This window comes from Cohnella phaseoli (assembly GCF_003386235.1).
Taxonomy (GTDB): Bacteria; Bacillota; Bacilli; order Paenibacillales; family Paenibacillaceae; genus Cohnella; species Cohnella phaseoli.
Window position 1 is genome coordinate 11,516 of sequence record NZ_QRDZ01000046.1, and the last position, 23,325, is coordinate 34,840.

The 23,325-nt window shown below is 54.7% G+C and carries 18 protein-coding genes; 14 read left to right on the forward strand and 4 right to left on the reverse strand.

What is annotated here, in order from left to right:
* Positions 1 to 2 precede the first annotated feature (2 nt).
* The 7 genes from DFP98_RS35345 to DFP98_RS35375 all read left to right on the forward strand — a co-directional run bounded on the left by DFP98_RS35345 (position 3) and on the right by DFP98_RS35375 (position 11,087).
* Positions 3 to 2,210, forward strand: a complete 2,208-nt coding sequence (locus DFP98_RS35345; protein ID WP_181918143.1) for a glycosyl hydrolase family 65 domain-containing protein — start codon at positions 3 to 5, stop codon at positions 2,208 to 2,210.
* Positions 2,207 to 3,280, forward strand: coding sequence for a glycoside hydrolase family 172 protein (locus DFP98_RS35350; RefSeq protein WP_246017055.1), 1,074 nt, complete (start codon positions 2,207 to 2,209; stop codon positions 3,278 to 3,280). Before DFP98_RS35345 ends, DFP98_RS35350 begins: the two co-directional genes overlap by 4 nt.
* A 16-nt stretch (positions 3,281 to 3,296) precedes the next feature.
* Entirely contained in the window at positions 3,297 to 3,947 is a 651-nt protein-coding gene (gene pgmB / locus DFP98_RS35355) for a beta-phosphoglucomutase (protein WP_116065349.1), read from the forward strand.
* A gap of 12 nt (positions 3,948 to 3,959) precedes the next feature.
* Complete coding sequence (locus DFP98_RS35360) at positions 3,960 to 5,135, forward strand: MFS transporter (RefSeq protein ID WP_181918144.1); 1,176 nt, start codon at positions 3,960 to 3,962, stop codon at positions 5,133 to 5,135.
* A 159-nt stretch (positions 5,136 to 5,294) separates the two neighbouring features.
* Complete coding sequence (locus tag DFP98_RS35365) at positions 5,295 to 6,398, forward strand: site-2 protease family protein (protein WP_116065391.1); 1,104 nt, start codon at positions 5,295 to 5,297, stop codon at positions 6,396 to 6,398.
* Positions 6,399 to 6,957: 559 nt separating this feature from the next.
* Positions 6,958 to 10,713, forward strand: coding sequence for an RCC1 domain-containing protein (locus DFP98_RS40085; RefSeq protein WP_220377218.1), 3,756 nt, complete (start codon positions 6,958 to 6,960; stop codon positions 10,711 to 10,713).
* Positions 10,714 to 10,886: 173 nt separating this feature from the next.
* The gene (locus DFP98_RS35375) at positions 10,887 to 11,087 is read left to right on the forward strand and encodes a hypothetical protein (protein WP_116065352.1); all 201 of its coding nucleotides are present in this window, start codon (positions 10,887 to 10,889) and stop codon (positions 11,085 to 11,087) included.
* 12 nt (positions 11,088 to 11,099) lie between these two features.
* On the opposite strand, the gene DFP98_RS35380 is transcribed toward DFP98_RS35375, so the two are convergent.
* Both DFP98_RS35380 and DFP98_RS35385 read right to left on the reverse strand, forming a co-directional pair.
* On the reverse strand, positions 11,100 to 11,513 hold the full coding sequence (locus DFP98_RS35380; protein WP_116065353.1) for a carboxymuconolactone decarboxylase family protein: 414 nt from the start codon (positions 11,511 to 11,513) through the stop codon (positions 11,100 to 11,102).
* Between the two features lie 70 nt (positions 11,514 to 11,583).
* The gene (locus DFP98_RS35385; RefSeq protein WP_116065354.1) at positions 11,584 to 12,267 is read right to left on the reverse strand and encodes a Crp/Fnr family transcriptional regulator; all 684 of its coding nucleotides are present in this window, start codon (positions 12,265 to 12,267) and stop codon (positions 11,584 to 11,586) included.
* Positions 12,268 to 12,429: 162 nt separating this feature from the next.
* On the opposite strand from DFP98_RS35385, the gene DFP98_RS35390 reads away from it, so the two are divergent.
* The 4 genes from DFP98_RS35390 to DFP98_RS35405 all read left to right on the forward strand — a co-directional run bounded on the left by DFP98_RS35390 (position 12,430) and on the right by DFP98_RS35405 (position 15,996).
* On the forward strand, positions 12,430 to 13,038 hold the full coding sequence (locus DFP98_RS35390) for a TetR/AcrR family transcriptional regulator (protein ID WP_116065355.1): 609 nt from the start codon (positions 12,430 to 12,432) through the stop codon (positions 13,036 to 13,038).
* A 74-nt stretch (positions 13,039 to 13,112) separates the two neighbouring features.
* On the forward strand, positions 13,113 to 14,336 hold the full coding sequence (locus tag DFP98_RS35395) for an MFS transporter (RefSeq protein WP_116065356.1): 1,224 nt from the start codon (positions 13,113 to 13,115) through the stop codon (positions 14,334 to 14,336).
* Between the two features lie 90 nt (positions 14,337 to 14,426).
* Positions 14,427 to 15,008 (forward strand): sigma-70 family RNA polymerase sigma factor, encoded by a 582-nt coding sequence (locus tag DFP98_RS35400; RefSeq protein ID WP_116065357.1) that lies wholly within the window; start codon positions 14,427 to 14,429, stop codon positions 15,006 to 15,008.
* Positions 14,998 to 15,996 (forward strand): hypothetical protein, encoded by a 999-nt coding sequence (locus DFP98_RS35405; protein ID WP_116065358.1) that lies wholly within the window; start codon positions 14,998 to 15,000, stop codon positions 15,994 to 15,996. The genes DFP98_RS35400 and DFP98_RS35405 overlap by 11 nt, the downstream gene beginning before the upstream one ends.
* Positions 15,997 to 16,074: 78 nt before the next feature.
* Here the strand turns inward: DFP98_RS35405 and DFP98_RS35410 are convergent, their stop codons facing one another.
* Both DFP98_RS35410 and DFP98_RS35415 read right to left on the reverse strand, forming a co-directional pair.
* Complete coding sequence (locus DFP98_RS35410) at positions 16,075 to 17,688, reverse strand: response regulator (protein WP_116065359.1); 1,614 nt, start codon at positions 17,686 to 17,688, stop codon at positions 16,075 to 16,077.
* Between the two features lie 17 nt (positions 17,689 to 17,705).
* Positions 17,706 to 19,427, reverse strand: coding sequence for a sensor histidine kinase (locus DFP98_RS35415; protein ID WP_116065360.1), 1,722 nt, complete (start codon positions 19,425 to 19,427; stop codon positions 17,706 to 17,708).
* A gap of 318 nt (positions 19,428 to 19,745) precedes the next feature.
* On the opposite strand from DFP98_RS35415, the gene DFP98_RS35420 reads away from it, so the two are divergent.
* The 3 genes from DFP98_RS35420 (at position 19,746) to DFP98_RS35430 (ending at position 23,323) form a co-directional block, all read left to right on the forward strand.
* Positions 19,746 to 20,675, forward strand: a complete 930-nt coding sequence (locus tag DFP98_RS35420) for an ABC transporter permease (protein ID WP_116065361.1) — start codon at positions 19,746 to 19,748, stop codon at positions 20,673 to 20,675.
* Positions 20,676 to 20,699: 24 nt separating this feature from the next.
* Positions 20,700 to 21,611, forward strand: a complete 912-nt coding sequence (locus tag DFP98_RS35425; RefSeq protein WP_116065362.1) for a carbohydrate ABC transporter permease — start codon at positions 20,700 to 20,702, stop codon at positions 21,609 to 21,611.
* Between the two features lie 101 nt (positions 21,612 to 21,712).
* Positions 21,713 to 23,323 (forward strand): extracellular solute-binding protein, encoded by a 1,611-nt coding sequence (locus DFP98_RS35430; protein WP_116065392.1) that lies wholly within the window; start codon positions 21,713 to 21,715, stop codon positions 23,321 to 23,323.
* The last annotated feature ends 2 nt before the right edge of the window (positions 23,324 to 23,325 follow it).

Here is a 23,325-nt window from a genome sequence, read left to right on the forward strand (position 1 = left end):
CCATGGAACGGCTGCTGACCAACAATAAATATTCGGGGGAAGACAACAAGCATTATGAGGGGGCTTATACCCAGGGAAACGGTTATTTGAACCTCCGGGCGACGTTCGAGGAAGATTTGTCCGGAGCGACGCAGAACGATCTGTATTGGAGGCTGCCCGCGAACGTAACTTTGGAGAAAGCGCGACACCCGAAGAGCAAGTGGGGGCTGTACGTCCCGGGTGTATACGGGGTCCATCCGATTCTAGGGGAGGAAATCGTGAACTTGCCGTATGGAATCGGCATCAACCTCTATAGCGGCGGCGAACGCCTGGATATGGAGGAGTCGGATTACGGAGATTTCTCGCGGAGTCTGAATCTCTCGAACGGCCTGCTTACGAGAGCGTTGGTCTGGCGGAGTCCGGAAGGCGATATTGCCGTGACGTTCCGTCGATATTGCAGTCTTCAGCACAAGCATACGATCGTGCAGGAAGTCGAGCTTTGCTCGGCGTCGAACGCGGAGCTCGAGTTCGAGAGCTTCATGGACGCGGGCGTCACGACGAATGGTTACTCGCACATTACGGATCGGTGCGGAGCCTATCGTGACGGCTTGGAGCTATACGCAAGTACGGACTCGGAGCAACGGATCGGCATGGCGAGCCGTTGCTTCGGGGGCGCGCTGGGCGAGGCACGCTTCGAGCCGATGGACGTAAACGGCAGAATCCGCGAGACGTTTCGCGTCGGCTTGAAGGCCGGAGAGACGGTGGCGATTCGCAAGTACGTGTGGGTGGCTACAAGCGCGGACGAAGACTATCGCGGGGGAATTGAAGAACATTTGGCTGCGGTCGTCAGGGCTTCGGCGCCGGATGAGGCGGATTTTTCCGTACACGAAAAACTGTGGAAGGACAAATGGAACCGTTCGGATATTGTCATCCAAGGGAACGAGCAGCTTCAGAATAGCTTGAGATTTAGCATCTACCACCTGCTCCGGTCGGCAAACGAGAGCGACAAGGTTGCCATCGACGCCAAGGGATACGCCGGAGAAGCGTACTTCGGCCATTATTTCTGGGATACGGAAATCTACCTGCTTCCTTTCTACATCTACACGCAGCCCGAATATGCCAAGAAACTGATCGCGTACCGGTATCGCACGCTGCAAGGGGCCCGGGAAAACGCAAGGCGCTACGGCTATGCGGGAGCAAGGTATCCTTGGGAATCTTGCGTTACCGGAACGGAGCAATGCTCGAATTGGCAATATGCCGATCTGGAAATCCATGTGACCGCGGATGTCGTCTACGGGTTGGCTCACTACTGCGAGGCGACGGGAGATCGGGAGTTCCTGCTTGGTCCTGGCTTGGAGATGATGGTCGAAACGGCGCGTTACTGGGTAAGCCGGATCGATCGAATCGACGGCGAGTACCGACTGATGGGGGTCATGGGCCCGGACGAATATTTGCCGTATACGCACGATAATGCTTTTACGAATTATATGGTCAAATTCTCTCTAAGGAAGACGTTGGAGACTCTTGAGCTTGTGAAAACGGCGGGGGAGCCGGACTGCACAGCACCGCTCGGCGTGACCGCCGAAGAGAGGACGATGTTCGCGGAGATCGCGAATCAACTGGCGTTTGGCGAAGATGCGGAGCGTAAATTCGTCGCGCAATGCGCCGGGTTCGAGGATTTCCTTGATGTGGATTTCGACGTCGTATGGACCGACCGCTCCAAGCCTTTCGGTCAGTTTATATCCCAAGAGCGGAACTACCGAAGCAAAGCTCTTAAACAAGCCGACGTCGTCGCGCTGCTCTACCTGTTCCGCGACAGATTCGATGAGGAAACCAAAAGGAACTGTTTGGCCTATTATGAGCCGATCACGACGCACGATTCGTCGTTGTCGTATATTTTCCACTCGCTGCTGTACAACGAAATCGACGATAGGGATAAGGCTTACGCCTTTCTGGAGAAAAGTCTGGAGCTCGATCTAGGCCGCAAGGGGGCGGCGGAGGGCATCCACATCGCCAATAGCGGAGGGATCTGGCAGGCTGTCGTCCTGGGGATGGGCGGATTCAGGGGGCTGGCCGATTCCGATCTGCTCGACGTCAAGCCTAGATTGCCCGATTCGATCCGGGCCCTCGAATACAACGTCTGCGTTCGGGGGAAATGGCATCGCGTTGCGGCAACCCATGAGGGAGTGCAAGTCAAGGAGCTTATTGAAGAGAGGGGGAGGAAGGATTGATTAATCCGGGGCTGGGCAATTTGTATCGTTTAACGTCGGCTAAATCCCGTTCGATCACGGCCGAAAACCCCACTGGAGAGCCCGGGAAGGGCGGCATGGCTCTCGTCGATCCGAACGACGCGGCCCATCCGGCCAGGGAGCTCGGGCAAGGGTGGAAGGTCAGGCCATCCATCGACATCGAACCCGGGGAGCAAGTGGTGATCGCGGAGATCGAAGGCCCGGGCATCGTCAACCATATGTGGATGACGACGTTTCCGGAGGCGTGGCGGCACTTGATTCTGCGAATGTATTGGGATGGGGAAAAGGAACCCTCCGTCGAAGCGCCGATTGGGGATTTCTACTGCAACGGGTGGGGAGAGCGGGCCAACGTAAGCTCGATGCCGATCTCAGTCAATCCTGCCGGGGGATTCAACTGCTACTTTCAGATGCCTTTCCGGAAATCGGCTAAAATCGTCATCGAGAACATCGGCTTCGATAAGCGGATGTTTTTCTACCAGATCGATTATGTATTGACCGAGGTGGACGAGAGCGCTGCTTACTTTCATGCTTCGTTCCGCCGGGAAAATCCCGTTAGCTACATGGCGCCTTACACGATCGTGGACGGCATCGAGGGCAAGGGGCAATACGTCGGCACCTACGCGGCATGGCAGGTCAACAGCAACGATTGGTGGGGCGAAGGGGAAGTCAAATTTTACATGGACGGGGATCGGGAATTTCCGACGATCTGCGGAACCGGAACCGAGGATTATTTCGGCGGGGCCTGGAATTTCGAACAACCGAAGGGGCAGTACGGAGAGTTCAGCAACCTCTATCACGGCCTCCATCAGGTGCTGAAGCCGGACGGGTTGTATCGAGCCAACCAACGATTCGGCATGTACCGGTTCCATGTGCCGGATCCGATTTATTTTGAATCAGAGTTGAAGGTGACGATGCAGGCGCTCGGATGGAGAAGCGGAAAACGATTCTTACCGCTGCAGGACGATATTGCCACGGTCGCCTATTGGTATCAGACGGAGCCTCATCGGCCCTTCAAGCCTCTGCCCGACCGCAACGGATTGGAAGTCATCTAGAAGGGAAGAGAGAGGGATGAACATACAAGCCTGTCTGTTTGATCTGGACGGCGTGATCTGCGACACCGCCAAGTACCATTTTCAAGCTTGGAAACGGTTGGCGGACGAGTTGGGTTTCGTTTTTACGTTAGAGGACAACGAAAGGCTCAAAGGCGTCAGCCGCCGAGAGTCGCTCGATATCGTGCTCGAGGTCGGATGTGTCGTCGCAGACGAGAAGGCGAAGGGCCGGATGGCCGAACGCAAGAACGAATGGTACGTCGAGTCGATTTCCCGAATCGGAGAAGAGGAGCTATTGGAAGGAGTTAAGCCGTTTCTGGAATCGCTGCGGAAGGCCGGCATTCGCGTCGCGCTGGGTTCGGCGAGCAAAAATGCGGATTTGATTCTGGACAGGCTCCGGATCAAGGGTTATTTCGACGCAATCATCGACGGGACGAAAATCGCCAAAGCGAAGCCCGATCCCGAGGTTTTCCTGGAAGGGGCCAAGGCGGTGGGGGTGGAGCCTTCCCGTTGCATTGTGTTCGAGGATGCCGTCGCAGGAATCGAAGCGGCCAAGAACGCCCGCATGAAGTGCGTGGGCGTCGGCAGGGCCGACTTGCTCCGCGCGGCTGATCTGGTTATTCCAAGCTTCGTCGGCGTCGATCTCTCCTTGCTGGACAAGCTCGCATAAGGAGGCATCGAGTTGCTGCGCTATAACCTGGTTACCTTTCTTTATTTCGGCGTGGCGAGCATATTGTCGACGTTTTACTTTCCCTTCTTGTCCCAGGACGTGGGCTTGAGTTTGGGAGAAGTCAGCAAGGCGATCGCTTTCGGAGCGTTATTCTCGCTCGCCTCGCAGCCCTACCTTAGTCATCTGTTCGCGAAATCGCGAAACAAGAAAAGGTTCATGATCGTCTACTTCGGCTTGCTGGCGATTGTGAACGTCGCGATGCTGTTCGTCGACGAACAGCGGATATATCTGTTCGCGATCCTGTACGGATGTCTGGCTCTGCCTTTGATCGGAACGTATGAAATTTATATTGAAAAAATTTCTTCGGCAAGAGGCTATATGTATTCGAAAATCCGGAAATGGGGATCGATCGGCCTCGGAAGCGTCACGCTCGTCGGGGGCAGCTTGATCGCATTGGCCGGCTTCGAATTGCTTCATGCGATCAGTCTGGTTTTTCTGGCGGCATGCGCGTGGATCGTCTACCGGAAATTCGAAACCGTCGAAGATTCCGCAGAACGGCCGAAGATGAATTATAGGAAAGCTCTCGCCGACAAACGCGTGCTCGTTCTTTTCGCGATGAGCTTCCTGGGTCTTGGCAGTTATATCGGCGTGGATTTTGCGTTCTCTTCCTATTTGACCGAATTAACGGGCAGCGTGAGAACTTCCAATCAAATTTTCAGCGTGAGCACGGGGGTCAAAGTTTTCTTGGAATTCGTGACCTTCACGCTGCTGGGGCTGTATTTTAATCGCGTAGACGTAAAGAAGGCGTTCGTGAGCGTATTCGTTTTTTCCGGATTGCGCTTTTTGTTCCTGTCGACGGGGGAGCTGCCGTTGGTGGTGCTCGGGGACCAGTTTCACGGACTGGCTTTTCCGTTGTTCCTCGTTACGGTGTTCCGATACCTGCGAAGCCTCGTTCCGGACGAACTCGTTCCCAGCTGCTACGGCATCGTCTCGATGCTCGTCTTCGGCGTCTCGAACCTTGCGTATCCGCCGCTATTTGCCGCCATTCAAAACTATGGGGGATACGGGGCGATGTACACGACGAACTTCGCTTTAAGCGTCGCGGTCATTGCGATCGGCATTTTCGGCCTTCCTCCTGGAAAGCGGAGCCGGTTCGTCGAATCCTCGGGAGAGACTGCATCCGGATAAGCGACTGCGACAGCAGAGCATGGGATCGCCTATTCATAAAGGATTCGAAACCCGCCTTTCTTCCGAACCGTATTATTGAGATAATGGGTTCAGAATGTTCTCGCGAAAGTGCGGTGAAGGGAGTCCGACGTGGATAAATCCAAAAGCAGATCATTGCTGATGGGAATCGGCGTATTCTTATTGGCGAAATTCAAGTGGGTGCTTGCCCTGCTCAAGTGGACCAAATTCGGCGGCACGCTGGTCACGATGATGGTGAGCCTGGGGGCGTATGCAGCTCTGTACGGCTGGAAATTCGGGGTTGCGATTGTCTATCTCATTTTTGTTCATGAGATGGGACATGTCGTGGCGGCCAAACGCAAGGGGATCGAGGTGTCGCCCGCGTTTTTTATCCCGTTTATGGGGGCGTTTATCTCGATGAAGCAGATGCCCAGAGACGCGGCTACGGAAGCTTATTTGGCTTACGGAGGGCCGCTGGCCGGGCTGATCTCCTTTTTGCCTGCCGTCGCGTTGTACGAGTGGACGGGAGAGCCGTTCTGGGCGCTGGTCGTTTTTCTGGGGGCGATGATTAATCTGTTTAACTTGATTCCGGTCTCTCCGTTGGACGGGGGCCGCATCGTGTCCGTATTATCGACGAAGATTTGGCTGATCGGCCTGATCTTGCTTGGAGTTTACGCTTTTATCTCGCATAGCCCGATCGTGGTCTTTATCTTTATTATCGGGGCGTTCAGCTGGTGGAATCGAGCAAGGGAAAGTTATAGGGGAGGACTCCTTGCTTACGAGAAGAGGAAGCTGACCGAATTCCGCAAAGAGCTTCTGAGATGGCCGAATCTGATCAGCACCTGGGAGCTTAAGCAATCGCTCATCGCGCAGATTGAGACGGCCAGGCGCTCGGAAGAGGAGAATGGCGGTAGAAGGCTGATCCCGTTCCTGCAGGACGAAGAGAAGCTGGCGCGGGAGCAGGTTCGCATGGATCGCCAATTTGCCGAGCGGATGCTTGCTTTGCTTCAGGAGTGGGAGTACGAGCCGGTACAGTACGAAGACGCCGACCCCGACAAACCGATTCCGTCCCACCTGCTTACGGACGAAGTACGCAAAACGGACGAGGTGATTGCCGGGGTCGATGAGGAGCTGCAGCGGTACCGTACGTACTACGAGGCGCCGGCTTCCGTAAAATGGAAGGTGCTGGCCGCCTATCTCCTGCTGGCCGGGGTGTTGTCCGTGTTTATGCTGTACGGGCATCGGATCATGGAACTGCATAGGTAGAAGGATAAGAGGGACGCTTGCCGAACGATCGGCGGCGTCTTTTTTTGCGATTCAGCCGAAGGCGCTTTTGCTTAAGAGGGGAGCTTTTTCGATTGTTGTCAGGCGTGGCGAGCGAGGACGGAATTAGAGCGGAAAACCCGGCTTATTTCCTCCAAATAGGAGAAAACCATCGATTTAGAGCGGAAAACCCGTGTTATTTTTAAAAATATAGGTGATTTTCAAAATTAAGGTTGGAAATCCGCCTTATTCGACCCGCGAAAGGGGGAGGCAGCACTTTTAAGGAGGCTTTTCCGCCTTAGATTAACAAGCTATCTACACCCTGAGGGATCGGGATGAGCAGACCCACAGTTTGAGCAGAACGCTCGGTCTTCACGCTCATCCTTGTCTGTATCGTCTAAGCAATTTTGCTTCAGCGTCCAAGGAGGCCTAAGGCAATGTGCTTGTCCGAAGATAGCCAGGATTATTAATTAGCGGAGTTAACTTTCGTCAATCGAATTGCTTATTTTCTCTTCGTACAATGGGAGGAGGTATGTACAGGCTACAGAAAGGGAGAGGAAGAATGAAGGGGAAAATGTCGCGATTCGCTCAAATAGGTATGAGTTTGTTGCTGGTGCTGGCGATGACTCCGTTACTGTCCAGTAAAGCCGCGAAGGCAGCGGAACCTTATGTCGTTGCTCCGCAGATTGCTCAGGGCTATTATCACGGTCTTACGCTGCTCACTGACGGAACGGTGTACGCATGGGGACAGAACACGAAGGGCCAGCTGGGAAACGGGGAAACCGCGGGAAGGATGGCGCCGGTCAAAGTCAAAAATCTCGATAGAGTGAAAATGGTCGCCGCGGGTATTCGAAGCAGCTATGCGATCAAGGCCGACGGGACTTTGTGGGCTTGGGGGCAAAACGGGGACGGTCAATTGGGGGACGGGACGACAATCGACAGGTTGCTGCCCGTGCAGATCACGGGCGTAACCGGCAATATTATCGCGTTGTCAACCGGAGTCAGTTATCATACGCTTGCCCTTACGGACGACGGGAAGGTATGGGCTTGGGGGAACAACGACAGCGGAGAGCTCGGAGACGGGACGACGACCGATCGCACTTCTCCCGTTCAGGTGCCGGGGTTGGACGACGTTGTCGCGATCGCTGCGGGCGGCTGGCACAGCTTGGCGCTGAAGTCCGACGGGACGGTCTGGACATGGGGGAACAATGAATACGGGGAGCTCGGAGACGGTACGAAAACGAATCGCGCCGTTCCAGCGCCTATCGGAATAGCCGAGGTGATGTCGATCTCCGCCGGAAACTCGCATAGCTTGGCTGTTAAACGGGACGGGACGGTGTGGAGCTGGGGCGATAACCGTTGGGCGATGCTGGGAGACGGCACTTCGACGGGCCGTTCGCTTCCCGTTAGAGCCGGTTCGATCAACGATGCTTTGACCGTAGTTGGGGGAGCGCATTTCAGCTACGCGTTGACGGATTCGGGAACGGTGTGGGCATGGGGATTGAATAATAGAGGCCAAATCGGGGACGGTACGACCAATACGCGATACGCCCCCGTGCCGATATTGGGTTTGACGGACGTTCAAGTCGTCAGCGGAGGCGGGTTTTCGGGTTTCGCGATGCAAAAGGACGGAACCGTATGGGGATGGGGGCTGAATTCGAGCGGGGAGCTCGGGGACGGTACGACCGCGGATCGGCTAATTCCCGTAATGAACAAGGCTATCGTGGATGTGACTCCGCCGACGCTAGCCAATCGCGAAATAACGGCAAGTGACCTCACCCATTCCGATGCGACGCTGTCTTGGACGAAAGCCGCGGACAACCTAACCCCATCCCCGCAGCTGGAGTACCGGGTTTACAGAATAGGGGGAAATACCGCGGACACGGTCGCCGCCGTCGAAAACGGAACGCCGATGGGACCCTACGAGGCGGATATTTCGACCAAGCAGATTACCGGTATGTACGGAGGACAAACGTATCATTACGCGGTGGTAGTCAAAGATAAAGTCGGCCAAAAGAGCGTCTACGCCAAAAAAGCGGTCAAGACGCTGCCCGAGCCGACCTATATCGTGTTATACGAAGGCAACGGCAATACCGGGGGAGAGCCCCCTCTTGACCCTTATGAATACTGGGCTGACGAGTATGCCGAAGTGTTGGGCAATTCGGGCGGCCTGGAGAAGACGGATTCTACGTTCGGAGGCTGGAATACGCTGCCGAACGGCAATGGAGTCGCCTATGCTCCAGGGGATACGCTTGTGATGCCGGCGGCAGATGTGACGCTGTACGCGCGCTGGATCGCCGGTCCCGATACGACCGCTCCACAGGCTGCGGCGTACGAGCCGGCTCAGAATGCCGCCGGCGCATCGGTGAGCCGACCGCTGTCGATCAGCTTTAACGAGCTTGTCGCGGCCGTTGCGGGCAAGACGATTACTTTAACTAAGGTGGACGGAAGCTGGCTGGAGACTTACGAAGTGACAGATGCCTCCAAAGTGACGGTGGCCGGGGCCAGAGTGACGATTCATCCATCCGTTGAACTTGATCGCTCCGCGGAGTATTCCGTCAGCATCGAACCGGGTGCATTCGAGGATGCCGCGGGTAACGCCTACGCAGGCATCCTCGATAACGCCACATGGACATTTACGACCGAGGGAGAACCGACGGAACCTCTGAGCAGCGACGCTACGCTGGCTTCGCTGACTTTGACCGGCTCGGGAGGAACCGTAGTTCCAATCAGTCCTGCGTTCACCAGGGCCAATAAATTTTACTCGGCCAGCGTGGCGAATGCCGTGTCGTCGGTGACGGTGACGGCAGCGACATATGATTCGCACGCTAGCGTGACCGCAAGCGTATACGGCAGCAACGGTCTTCCGGCATTCGGGCCGGTCGAGCTGACAAGCGGCGTTCCCGGTCCGCAGCTCCCGCTGCAAACGGGGGTGAACCGAATCGGACTGAACGTGACGGCGGAAGACGGAACCGAGCTTGGCTATGACCTCGTCGTGTTCCGCGAGAGTCCTTCATCAGGAGGCTCCGGCGATGGCGGAAACGGCGGCGGAAGTGGGGCTGGCGGCGGAGCGGGAGGCGACGTGCCGACGCCGTCGACGTCCGGAGTCAAGACCACGTTGAGCGGTCAAACGCTGTCGGGAGTAGCCACGGAACGGGAAACTCCGAACGGCTTAGCAGTTTCTATCCGCACGGAAGCTTTCCTGGAGCGATTGGCTGCAGGGACAGACAAGCCTTCGATTATCGTTGAGGCGGACGGGACGAATGCAAACCTGCTGCTCGAACTGACCGGCAGCATCGTGCAAGCGATGGAGAACCGTTCCGCTACGCTAGAGGTTCGCACATCGATCGGAAGCTATCGCATTCCTGCAGCTGCCCTGGATATCGCGACGCTCTCTAAGCGGGTGGGAGGACAAAACGCGTTAAACGAGGTCATTGTGCGTATTTCGATTGCAAAGGCGGACGGGACAAAATACAGTCATCCGAATGTTGTTGGCCATCCGATCGAGTTCTCCGTTATCGCCGATTACGCGGGAGCGCATGCCGAGATCGAAGAGTTTGCCGGCTATGTAGAACGGGTGATTCCGATTCCGACGGGAACGGATAGCGTAACGACCGCGGTCGTACTCGAGCCGGACGGCACGATCCGACATGTCCCAACCCGAATTGAGACGATCGGGGGGCAGCGGGCAGCAATTGCAGGCAGTTTGACGAACAGCGTTTACGCGCTTGTCTCGCATTCGTCCGCGTTCCGGGACGTTGCGAATCATTGGGCAAAAAGCGAAATCAACGACTTGGCATCGCGTTTAATTGTACGGGGCAACGATAACGGAGAGTTTCTGCCTGGAGCTTCGGTCACAAGAGCGGAATTCGCGGCGATTTTGACGAGGGCGCTCGGACTGCCCGAGCGCGGAGCGGGGTCCACCGGTTATTCGGACGTTGCAGCGAATGCGTGGTACGCGGGGGCTGCGGCGCAGGCTCGGAAATACGGAATCGTCGAAGGGGACGGACAGGGCAAATTCCGGCCTTCAGCGGCGATCACGCGGGAGGAAGCGGCCGTTATGCTGGCCCGGGCGATGAAGCTGACGGGACTGAACGACGGAGACGCAGCTCCGGACTCGTTCGTGTCAGAGAAGCTGGCCGAATTCCGGGATGCGGGAGACGTTAGCCCGTGGGCCCGACAGGCGCTGGCACTCGGAGTACACGAGCGTCTGCTGCAAGGAAACCAGGCGGTTCTGCTGCCCAAGAATGCCATCACTCGTGCGGAAACGGCGGTTATCGTCAGCCGATTGCTGCAGCGTTCCGGCTTTATCGACTGACAATATCTGCTATATAACAAAGGAAGCCGCCTCATTTGGGTCTTGAGACCCGGGGGCGGCTTCCGTTCTTTTTGCCTAAAGATGAGCCCGCATTCAGCCGATGATACTATATAAGGTAAGAGATGGCTTGCCGGTTCAGGTTGAAGTCACGACTAACTTCAGGGTGGGCTACGATGGAACTGATGAATTGCGACAGATGCGGCAAGCTTCATGTGCAAAGACTGGATATGCTCTGCAAGGAATGCCAGCAGGTCTATCTCGCGGAGTCGCATCTCGTCAAAGAATATGTCAAAAATCATCCCGGATCAACGCTCATGGATGTCGTCCGGCATACGGGGCTTCCTTTGAAATGGATTAAAGAGATGCTGAAATAGGCTCGCCCCGGCTCAGCAGAGACATTCCGGTTCGCCGCCCGTCTGAGCCGTCGAAGCTTCGCTCTCAACTGGGGAGGGGGCGTTCTCAGGCAAACCGCCGCTTCGTTCATACGCGATCAAGGCGTGCGTAGCGTGACTGAGCACCGCTCCGGCTCGCGTGGAAGCTGCGACGAGCACGGCCTCGACGATTTCTTCGCGCGTGCCGCCCAGCTTCCGGTATTTTCGAACATGGTTATCGATACAGTAAGGACAGCCGGTCACGTGGGCAACGGCGACGGCGATTAACTCCTTAGTTTTTAAGGGAACGACGTTCGAGGCCTGATAGACGTCGTTCTCGAATTTCAGGAACGAATCGGCGGCTTTCGGGGCAAGCCCGATCAGCTCCGGAATCCGCTCCAAATTCGCAGGCTTGTAATAAGCGTCCATATGAATCCTCCTTGGATTATCGATTTCGCTTCGATCATATCGCAAGGAAGAATCGATTGCCGTGACTAAGTCACACTCGCGAATCGGCGATTCGCTGCAGCTTTGCCGGGTCCAGCAGGACGACTTGCCCCCGCTGCAGTTGAATCGCTTCTTGGCTTTGGAACGTTTTTAACGTACGGGAGACGACTTCCCGGGCGGTGCCGAGCTCGGCCGCGATTCGATCGTGCGTCAGGCGTAAGGGAGCGTCGAAATGTTGAAGCTGAGCCTGCGCGAGCAGAAAATCGGCCAGACGGACCGGAATCGGCTGGAAAGCGATTTTGCCGAGCAGCGAGGCGACGTCGGTAATCCGGCCGACGAGCTGCCTGTAGACGAATTGCCGGATCGGCTTGCATTCGTCGATCCAAGAGATAAACTCCGCAGCCGGAACGGCGACGACCTCCGTAGGCACCTCGATCGCCGCGGAAGCTTCGTATTCCGTCTCTCCGATCACGCTGGCCATCATTAGCGGGCAGCATTCTCCGCCGAACGCGCGATATAGCGTGACTTCCCGTCCCGAGGTAGGACATAGCTTGTAGATACGAACTCCGCCGCTAACGATAAACAGGGCATGCTCCAGCAGCTTGCCTTCCCGAACGGAGTGGGGAGTATCGGGCGTGATCGAGACGAGCTCCGAGCGTTGCCAATTGTCTTCGGGTACGGAAGCAAAGCAGGGGAACAGCAGACGAATGCGGGACAGCTGTGCGTTATTGATCATGGGAATAAAGACTCCTTAAGGAGATAAATGGCGCCATGCTATAAAACATTCCACTTTCGCGCGACGAATCCTTTTAGCCGAAATGCGAACCGCGGCCCATTGCATTCCGGACGTCTGTTCAGTTATAATTGGACCAACTGGTCGGTCTAGGGGGTTGTAAGCATGGTCAGAGGACGGTCCGACGGAGAAGAAACGAAAAGAAGAATTACCGATAAAGCGAAGCAGCTATTCATTCGTAAAGGCTTCGGAGCGGTGTCGATGAACGAAGTATGCGAGGCGGCCGAGGTCAGCAAAGGCAGCCTGTACCACCACTTCATGAGTAAGGACGAATTGTTCCTGCAAGTCTTAGAAGAGGATTCGGAGCAGTGGAGCCAAGAGTGGGAACGGCTTCGGGTAGAGGCGGGCGGCGTGGAAGACCAGTTCTATGCGTTGGCCGAGCATTATGCCAACGACTTTCAGAATCCGCTTCTTACGGCCCAGGAGGAATATTCCCGCAGTCGACTTATCACCGATGAAGTTCTGGAGAGGCTGCTGAGAATTGCCGACAGCAATTCTCAGGCATGTCGAAGCGTATTGCGCGAAGGAATAGAGAAGGGCGAACTGGCTAACGGGGATCTTGATCGCTTGGTCATTCTGGTCAGCAGCATGATGGAGGGATTGGGCAAGCTGATCTACATGCCCGATTTTGGCAAGGATCAGGACAAGATCAGACCGTATTACCGGGATGCGGTTAAGCTATTGCTGGAAGGCATTCGTGCCAAGCGGAATTAAATATTCGACAGCTTGGCATTTTTTTATAGCTATTAACTAGACCGAATGGTCGGTCTAAAAGGTGGGGGAGAGCTATGCTAATCAAAAATCGCACGTTTCGTCTCATTTTCGCATCGGATCTTCTTCAGCAAATGGCCATCTGGATACGCAATATGGCTTTGCTGTATTTTGTGCTGGAACGGACGAACGGGGATAAGTTCGCTGTGTCGTTGCTGTCTATCGTCGAATACGCGCCGATCTTCGTGTTCTCCATCGTAGGGGGGCTGTTCGCCGACAGATGGAACCCGAAGCGGACGATGATCGCGGGCGACCTGCTCAGCGCGGCTTCCATTCTCGTCATTATCGCCTTGATCGCCGCAGATGCTTGGCAGTCCCTGTATGCCGCGGTTTTTATATCCGCAGTCCTTAGCCAATTTTCACAGCCATCCTCCGCTAAAATTTTTAAGGCGCGCATCCCCGAAGATCAAGTTCCGGCGGCGATCGGGTTGACGCAAAGCATGAGCTCGTTGTTCCTAATTCTCGGTCCGGTTGCGGGGACCGCGATCTACCAATGGGCCGGGTTAAAGGCGTCCTTGATCGTCCTGCCCGTTCTGTTCCTGCTGTCGGCTGCGGTACTGACATTGCTGCCAAGAGACGCCGGCGCCGTGGCAACGTCCAATTCCACGCTTCGCGAAGATTTGAGCGAGGGATTTCGCTTCGTAAAGTCGGAGAGCGGGCTGAAGAAGCTGTTTCTTTCCTTCGCGTTAATCGGCCTGGGGGCAGGACTGGTACAGCCGCTGGAAGTGTTCATCGTGACGGAAAGATTGGGGCTGTCTCCCGACAACGTGCAGTGGTTCGCGGCTGCGGACGGCTTCGGCCTGCTGCTCGGGGCTTTGATCGCAGCCGGTTTCGCGAAGCTGCTGAACGCCCGTTATCTGCTCCCGACGGCGATTATTTTTCTAGGCGTAACCTATGTCGTCGAGGCATTGTCGGTCTGGCCGGTGCTGACAGGGGTATTCCGTTTTGCGAACGGCGTTTTGCTGGCGATTCTTAATACCGCAGTTGGCAGCTATGTGATCGCGAAAATCCCGGGCGAGATGGTCGGAAGGGTGAGCGGCATCGTCACTCCGCTCTCGATGGGAGCTCTGCTGCTGGGAACGACGATGTCCGGTCCCTTGAGCCATTACTCGGGCATCTATATCGCGTATTTCGCAGCGGCCGTTCTGTGCGCGCTGTCAGCCTTGCCCACCTTCGGGCTGAGATTGATGCAGAAGTCTCCCGGCGTGGAGGAGGAGAAGGGGACTGTCGCGCAAAGTTAATCTCTATCTGGCCGACATCCGTGCTCGGCGACTTCGAACCTTTTTCGCCCGCCGGACCAATATAGACGAGAACCGATCAGGAGGTGCCTTATGCAGGACAGCGAATTGCAGCCGTGGCTCGAACGGATGATCCAGGGAGACGGGGATGCTTTTCGCCGCATCTACGAGCTGACCAAGGACGACGTCTATCGCTTGCTCGTCTTTCTGTTGAACGACAGGGAAGACGCCGGCGATGTGATGAGCGAGGTATATCTCAGCCTGCACCGTTCGCTGTCCGGCTATCGGCCCGAGCAGTCGTTTCGCAAATGGCTGAACGGCATCGCAGTGCGTCAGGCGAGCAATTGGAAGCGCAAGCTGTGGCGCAGAATGCGCCTGTTCGAACGGGTGAGCGCGGTAAGCGGCAGCCCCGAGGGGGATTGGCCGACCGAAGAGCGAACGCTTGCCAAGGAGTCGAGCCTGGAGCTGCTGACGCTGGTGGACAGACTGCCCTACAAGCTGAAGGAAGTCGTCGTGCTTCGGCACTATCGCGAGTATTCGCTGGAGGAGATTGCAGAGACGCTGGGCATTCCGGTCGGTACGGTCAAGTCGAGGCATCATTCGGCGCTCGGCAAGCTGCGTCAGTGGATCGGACAAGACATGTTCCTTGGGGAGGCTGCGGTTCATGCGGATTGAAGATCGGATAAAAGTCGCTTATCGCGAAGAGGCGGGCGTAATTTCCGTACCGGCTTTGGCCGATAAGAGAGCAAGAGCGCGGATCGAACGGCTGCTCAAGACGAAGCAGGGAAGAAGCGCGGCGCTGAGCCGCAGAGCGGTTAAGTGGGCCTTGGCCGGATCGCTTGCCCTGCTGGTGATGGGATTTACTGCGCAATATTTCGTGCGGATCGGAGACGATCGCTTCAGCATGGAGATGGCGATTGTCGACGAAGTCAAGTTTGACGCGCACAAGGCAAATCTTGTACGGCAGCAGTTGCAGACGGTAAGGAACCAACTGGCGGTCGGAGAGAAGGCGCTTGTCTACTCGTCGGAGATCGAGTCGCTGCTTCCGGACTATCGGAGCAAGGATCTGTATTATGCGGAATATGTGAGTAACCCGTATTTGTTCACGAACTACGGACAGTGGAAGGAACGGTTGGCCGATCTCGTGCCGCAGCTTGTCCTTCCGGACGAGCGGAGCAGTGGGCTTGTATTTGTCAGCGGGAAGGACGAGCTGGCCTTCGGAGGGTTCGTGACCGAAATGGATGTCGCCAAGCGGTTGCAGACAGAGGTGGCGGACAAGGGGACGGCGCTTGCTTGGGAGAAGATCACGAGAAGCGAGTCGTTGTTTGACTCGTATACGTCGTCCTACAAGGACGCGAGCGGAGATGAGCTGTCATTCACCGTCCAGGTTAATAAGGAAGGCTCCAAGTTTGTCAGTCTGACGCAGGCCCAGTCGGAGAAGCTTAAGCTGAGCGACGGCCGTGAAGCGCTGTATGCGTTTAACGACAAGTTCCTGTACAGCGATACGAACCGGTATGTCAGCCTGAGCTGGGTCGATACGCAGGCGGAGTCTCCCGTCCTGTACACGCTCGGCAGCTTCTCGCTATCGATGACGAAGGAGCGATTGATCGCTGTTGCCGAGTCCATGGTTGCCCAACAAATCAAAGCAGAGCCGGCCGCGTAGGGCTGAAGCTGCCTCAAACCATAATCGCCCTCTACTTGGCCTTCTTGGCCAGGCGGAGGGCGATCTTCTTTATTAATGTCAGTTCTCGCACGCTCCCACGTTCCCTGCTTGCTTATATTCGCTTGGAGATAGGTCGGTCTCTTGCTTGAACACTTTGGCGAAGTAGGAATAGTTGGCGTACCCGACCTTGTTGGCCACGGCGAATACCGAGAGCTGCGTCGTGGTGAGTAGCCTTTTGGCGGCTTCGATTCGTGCGCCAATGATATATGCGCCGAGCGATACGCCGGTTTCTTTTTTGAACAGGCGGGCCAAATAGTCGGGATGAAGGAAAAAAACATCGGCCAGGCTGATTCGGGTCAAGTCTTCCCCATAATGCGAATGAATATATTGTTTGATCTCCTCGGCCACGGTTCTGGGCTGGTCGGCGAAGTCGCGGTATGACATCGCGGTCCGGACAAGATCCTGCAAATAAGCTTCCATATCTTCGATGGAGTTCAGGGATTGGGCCAGCAGTTGCTCTTTGGCCTTGCCCTTGTACAACTGATGCGCCTGAATGCCTTTGGATTTGAGGAAGGCGTATACGAGCTGCATGATATCGATCCGGAACAGAGCGAGCGTAGATGTTGCGACGTGATTTTCATTGGAATGTTGATTGAGATATAGTGTTGTATCCTGAAGAAAAGCATCGGGCCGGTGGTGCTCCAAATGACTCTCGAGTCGAGGCAGATCCGGCGGGGTATAGACTTCTTCCGATCGGTGGTCGTCCCGCTCCGCAAGAAAAATCTGATTGCGGCGTTTGGCGAACCCTTCATTCAACTGCAGCAGTTGGCGGAAGCCGCCGCTGACGGTTTCAAGCGCGGCGGCTGCGCCGACGATGCAGCAAGCATCGCACTTCAAAGACTGATTGGCCTGTTGAATGAACGAGTCGCACAACTGTTCGAGCGTCGATGCTTCGGGCGGATGGCTCCATTTCAGGACGACGATCCAGTTATGCGCGCTGTATTCCAGTATGGTTTCTACCGTGAATGCCGGGGACTGGAACAGCTCGTACGAGACATTAAGCAACGCAAAATCGAACAGGTTTTTCTCTTTCGTCCCCATGCTTCCGGCATAAGGAAACAGATTGAGGAACAGCGGCTGAATGAGATCGGACATGCTATACGACAGATTTTGCTCGTCGACGGCGTGTGCGACCTGCAGGGGCTTCAGTTCGCAGGAAGTGCTGTCATGGATCAGCTTGCGCCAGAAGTGCTCCAGAATCTTCGCTTGATTGCGCTGCCAGTAATAGCCCTCCCGGATCGCCTGCTTCTGTTTCTGCTGCTCCCGAGCCCGCTCCACAGCCTTCCGAATGATGAGCATCAGCTTGTCGAACTGAATCGGCTTCAGAAAATATTCGAAACTGCGCAGTTCTATCGCTTTTTGCGCATAATTGAAGTCGGCATAGTTGGTCAGCAGAATGGTCTGTACCTCATAGTTTTCCTCTCGAATCCAAGCCAACAATTCCAGCCCGCTTCCTTGCGGCATCTCAATGTCGGAGATCAGAATCTGGATGGCATGATTTAACAAAATGTCGCGCGCCTGAGCGACATTGTGCGCGGTATACACCCGCTCAATGCCAAGGGAAGCCCAGTCGATCTTTTTTTCCAGCGCAGTCACGACAAAATAATCGTCATCCACCAACAGGGCATGCATGAAGTCGGACCTCCTTTTCAGGTTGAATGGGGTGGGAACTCCGGTAAATACAGCTTGACGCAGGCACCGCCGCAGTTGGCGAATTCAATTCGTGCGCGCGATCCGTACAAGTACTCGAGCCGCAGAATGGTGTTCATAATGCCGATCTGCGTGCCGCCGCTCTGATCGAGCGGCTGTCCGTGCTGCAGCTTATCCAGCACCTCCGGCGGGAAGCCGGGACCGGTATCCGATATGGTGATGACGACCATCTTCTCGTCAGACAGTTGTCCGCGCTCCACAGTGAGCGAGATGTGAGAATGCTGATCTCGCGCAACCGCGTATTTGATCGCATTTTCAATGAAGGTTTGCAGGATAAGCGGCGGAATCGGCGTCTCGCACACGGCAGCTTCTCTTTCGATTTGATAAAAAAAAGTGTCTTGATAACGGCTCCTCTGAATATCGAGATAGACGCGAACATGCTCGATCTCGTCCTCCATTCGGACAAAGTCCTTACCGTTCTGAAAGATGTACCTGAAATAGACGGAAATGGACAGCGCCATCTGCTGAATCTCCTCGGTCATATCCATCTGAGCCATACTGTGTATCGTCGTCAGACAGTTCAGGAAAAAATGCGGCTTGATCTGCAGCTTGGTATAGTCCAGTTGAATGCGCTGTTTTTCGATCTCGCGCTCGTAAATGTCGATTTTATACGTTTTGATCTGGTTGACTAACTGCGCAAACTGCTTGTTGGCCTTCTCCAACTCGACGATCTTGCTGCTGGCGATATCCAGCGGTTCGCCGTCCTCCTTCCAGAAGGATAGATTATAGGAGAAGCTTTTGATCGGCTGCAGCACTTTATTCCTGAAGTAGAGCATAATAAAGCTCAGGCTGCAGGCGACAATAAACGCGAGCAATATGATGAGCAACTGGGCGATCATAATTTTCTCGAAGGCGCCGAACTGAATGACGAGCTTAACGTAAAAGGAGGCGTTGTCGAACTCGCCCTTGACGGTCGTCTTGGTCTGAAAGGCATTCCAGAAAGCGGAGCGCTCCTGATCGACTTCCAGCGGCTTGCCTTTGCTCGAGATCGGGCTGGTTGTGAGCTGGCCGTCTTCTGTCCACAGGGACGCATACCCGTTCTCGCCCAGGTTGATCTGGCGCAGCGGGCGGATCAGATCGTCGGCAGCGATCAGGCAGATCATATAGTTGTCATGATACAGGAAGATGTTAAGGATATAAAATTGGTCTGCGAGCTGAACGGTCGACCACCGCGAGTAGTATTTTTCATAAATGATCTTGTCTTCAATAAAGGCTTTAATCTGCTGCTGGAGCTCCTGATACGCCTTGTACGACAGCCCCATGGGCGCGATGTTGAGCATGAAGTTTTTTTGGCTGGAATAAAGAAAGAAGTTATAGCTCTGATCGTAGCTCTTCTGCAACTCAACAAACCTGCGGTATAGCGATTCGTTAGCTTTGATGAAAGCGTTATCGTCTGTGTCGTGAGTGTTCATGATCTTGATGTTATCGTCGTTGGCCAACGTCCAGCCCATGAAATGATTAATGTAGGAAAAGTCTCCGTTGAGCCTATTGATGTACAAATAAGCGGTATCTCGCAAATCGCGGGCGGATTGCTGCTTGACGATCGCGATTGACGCGAAGCTGATGATGAAGTCCAGAATGAGCGCGGTAAAAGAGATGACGAGAATGATCTTGACATAATGCTGGATCGGATACAGCTTGTTGTCCGCTTGTTTGTTCATACTCGCAGCCCCTTGCTTCAAGTCTATTGTTAACTGAAAAGGATAGCGCTGTCTGAAGATTATAATACCGGTACTTGAAATTGCAACCCGGGATAGAGGGTCTGCAACCGAATGTCTGGATAATGGCAGTAAAAAGTCTGGATCGGACGGGCTTCGGCGACGCTCCGGATCAGATAGGCTCTTCGATCCCCGCACGTTCCCCGTAAAGTCCGAAAAACAGGGGACACATAGTCCAAATCTCCTCCGATCCGGCAAGTATACTGAGGACGTGACCAAGAAACAGAAGACACAGAAGACACAGAAAGAGGGGACTGCGCGTTGACCAACAGCTCATCGGGCGGCTATCTGCAGCACAAAATCGCGGGGATCGGCAGAAACTGGGGACTATACTTGCTTTTACTGCCGGCCGTGACGTTGCTGCTCTGCTTTACGTACAAGCCGATGTACGGCGTAATTATTGCCTTTAAAGACTTCAAGCCGGCGCTGGGCATTATGGGCAGCCCGTGGGTGGGACTTAAATACTTCGAGAAGTTTTTTAATTCCTACCAATTCTCGATCACGATTAAAAATACGATTTACATCAGTCTATACAGCTTCGCGACATTCCCGATTCCCATTCTCTTCGCGATTTGCGTCAATCAACTGCGGGCAAACCGATTCAAGCGCATATTTCAGACAGTCACTTACATGCCGCACTTCATATCGACCATCGTCATCGTCGGCATTCTCATGATTCTGCTGTCGCCCGGCAACGGTCTGCTCGGCAATATCTATCGCTTGTTCGGGGCCGAAGCGCCGAACTTGCTCGGTTCGGCCAGTATGTTCAGCAGTCTGTATGTGTGGTCCGACGTGTGGCAGCATGCGGGCTGGGACAGCATTATTTATATCGCAGCCTTATCGTCGGTCAACCCTAGCCTGTACGAGGCGGCGACAGTGGACGGCGCGAGTCGATGGCAGAAAATCAAGTATATCGACATTCCGATGCTCATCCCGACGGCCGTGACGCTTCTGATTCTGAGAGTCGGCGGATTGCTCGGCGTAGGATTTGAGAAAGCATTTCTGCTGCAAAACAACCTGAATATTTCCGGCAGCGAAGTTCTTTCGACTTATGTGTACAAGATTGGCCTGCTCAGCTCCCAATACAGCTTTTCGGCGGCGATCAATTTGTTTAATACGGTCATTAACTTCATACTGCTTATTTTGGTCAACCAGATATCGAGAAAATACTCGGAGCACAGTCTCTGGTAACGGAAGGGAGGGGGAGCAAGAGAGATGGAGTCTGCAACGAATATGGGAATGCGCATCGAAAAAACGCGCAGCAGCGACAATGTGCTGGAAGCTTTAGTGTACATTGGGGCCGGGTTGGTGCTTATTCTTGTCCTATATCCGCTTTATTTTATCGTCATCGCTTCATTCAGCGATCCGGCGGCTGTCGGTACCGGCCAGGTATGGCTGTTTCCCAAAGGCTTTACGCTGGATGGCTACAAAGAGTTGTTCAAGCACGCTAACATCTGGATCGGCTACCGCAACACGATTTTCTACACAGCCGTCGGCACGGCGATCGGGCTCGCGGTCAATCTGTCGGCCGCCTACGCGTTGTCTCGGAAGGACCTGGTCGGCCGCAAGTTTTTATCCTTGTTCTTTATTTTCACGATGTTCTTTAACGGCGGGCTAGTGCCTACGTTTCTGACAATCCGCGATTTTCATCTGTACGATACGGTGTGGGTCATGGTGCTGCCGTTTTCTGTTGCCGTTTTCGATATCATTGTGGCGCGGACGTTTTTCCAGACAGGGATTCCGCAGGATTTGTGGGAGGCTGCCCAGGTTGACGGCTGCGGGAACTTACGATTCTATTTTCAGATGGTGCTGCCTCTTTCCAAGGCAATCATCTCCGTGCTGGCGCTATGGTTTGCGGTCGGACAATGGAACTCATATTTTAACGGTCTGATTTATTTGCAGACCCCCGATCTGTATCCGCTCCAACTGGTCCTGCGGGATATTCTGGTGACGAATCAGATGCAGAATGCGCTCGGAACGGGCGAGGCGGCCCAGATCGCGCTGCGGCTGGCCAATCTGCTTCGCTATTCGGTCATCATCGTCGCTACGCTGCCGATCATGTGCCTGTACCCGTTCGTGCAGAAGCACTTCAATAAGGGGGTGATGATTGGCGCCGTGAAGAGCTGACGAAGCAGCGGCGGGGAAGGCAAGGCTATGTGACGTCATTCCTGTTGTGAAGACGCAATTCATTTTGTACAAAGGGGAGTTATACAGTGGTGAAAAAATGGATGTCCGGCTTGGTTCTGGTCTCCGTATTGGGGACGGCTGTGCTAACAGGTTGCAGCAGCGATAGCGGTGAGAAAAATACAGCATCCAACGATGCAGGGAAAAGCTCGGCCAGCGCTTCGAACGACAACTTCCATCCAGAAGGCCTGCCGATCGTCGATAAGACCGTAACGCTGAATGCACTGACGATCCGCTGGGGCAACATGGGCGATTCCTTCGCGAAAAACGCGTGGCTGCAGGAGCTGGAAAAAAACTCGAACGTTAAGATCAACTGGCAGGTCATCTCTAACACCGACTGGGAAACGCAAAAATCCGTCATGCTCGCGAGCGGAAAAATGCCGGATATCATCGTCGGCGACATGGCGTTCGGCGATGCCGATATCATGAATAATCTTAGTCTGTTCCGCCCGCTCGACGATTATATCGATCAGTATATGCCGAATCTCAAAGCGGCGATGGCTGAAATGCCGGATCTGAAAAAGCTGAGTACGTTCCCGGATGGCAAAGTCTACTCGCTGCCGGCCAGACTGCCGTCGCGCCCGTATTCCTCCATACAACCGGTAATCAATAAGGCCTGGCTGGATAAGCTGGGCCTGAAGGAGCCGGAGACACTCGACGATCTGTACAAGGTGCTCAAGGCGTTCAAGGAACAGGATCCCAATGACAACGGCGTATTGGACGAGATACCGTATAGCGATACCAAGGATGTCGATATGAATCTGTTTGCACCGTTTGGTATTACCGATATTCGCAACAACCATATGATGCTCAAGGACGGCAAGCTCGAATATATCCCGACCTCGGACGCCTACAAGGCGGGCATCGCCTGGGTGAACAAGCTGTACTCGGAAGGCTTGATCGATAAGGAGACGTTTACGCAGGACAATACGATGCTGACGGCCAAAAGGCAAAATCCGGACGCAGCGCTGGTCGGCTTCTCCTACCAGTGGACGCCGGATGCCGTATTCGGCCCTTGGAGCAAGCAATATGTGACGATCGCACCGATAAGCGGCCCGGACGGGAAGAAATATCAGGTCGGCGATCCGAACGGCTTGAGCTTCCGCCGCAACGAACTGCTGATCACGACCGCTTGTAAATATCCGGAGATAGCTGCACGCTGGGCCGACCAGTTCTATACCGGAGAAGCGAGCATTCAGAACTTCTGGGGCGCCATCGGCACTTCGATCAGCAAAAACGATGACGGCACTTATTCGTTGATGGACCCGCCGGAAGGCACAAGCGCCGACGCTTGGTATTGGGACAGCTCTCTGCGGGACTTCGGTCCGAAGTACGTAAGCCCCGAATTCGAAAAGAAAATCAAGCTGGATCCCGCTACCGGCGACGGTCTGAAGCTGCAGCTTGACAACCTGGGCAAAGATTATGTGACGCAGCCGTTCCCGGACGTGATGTACACGGTCGAGGAGTATGAGGAGATGCCTACGCTGACGACGGATATCGAAAACTATATCAAGAGCACTCGCGCAAAGTGGATCACGCAGGGCGGTATCGACGAGGAATGGGACTCCTACGTTAAGCAGCTCAATGACATGGGGTTGCAGAAGCTGATTCAGATCTACAGCGATGCGTACGATCGCTACCAGAACGTGAAATAAAA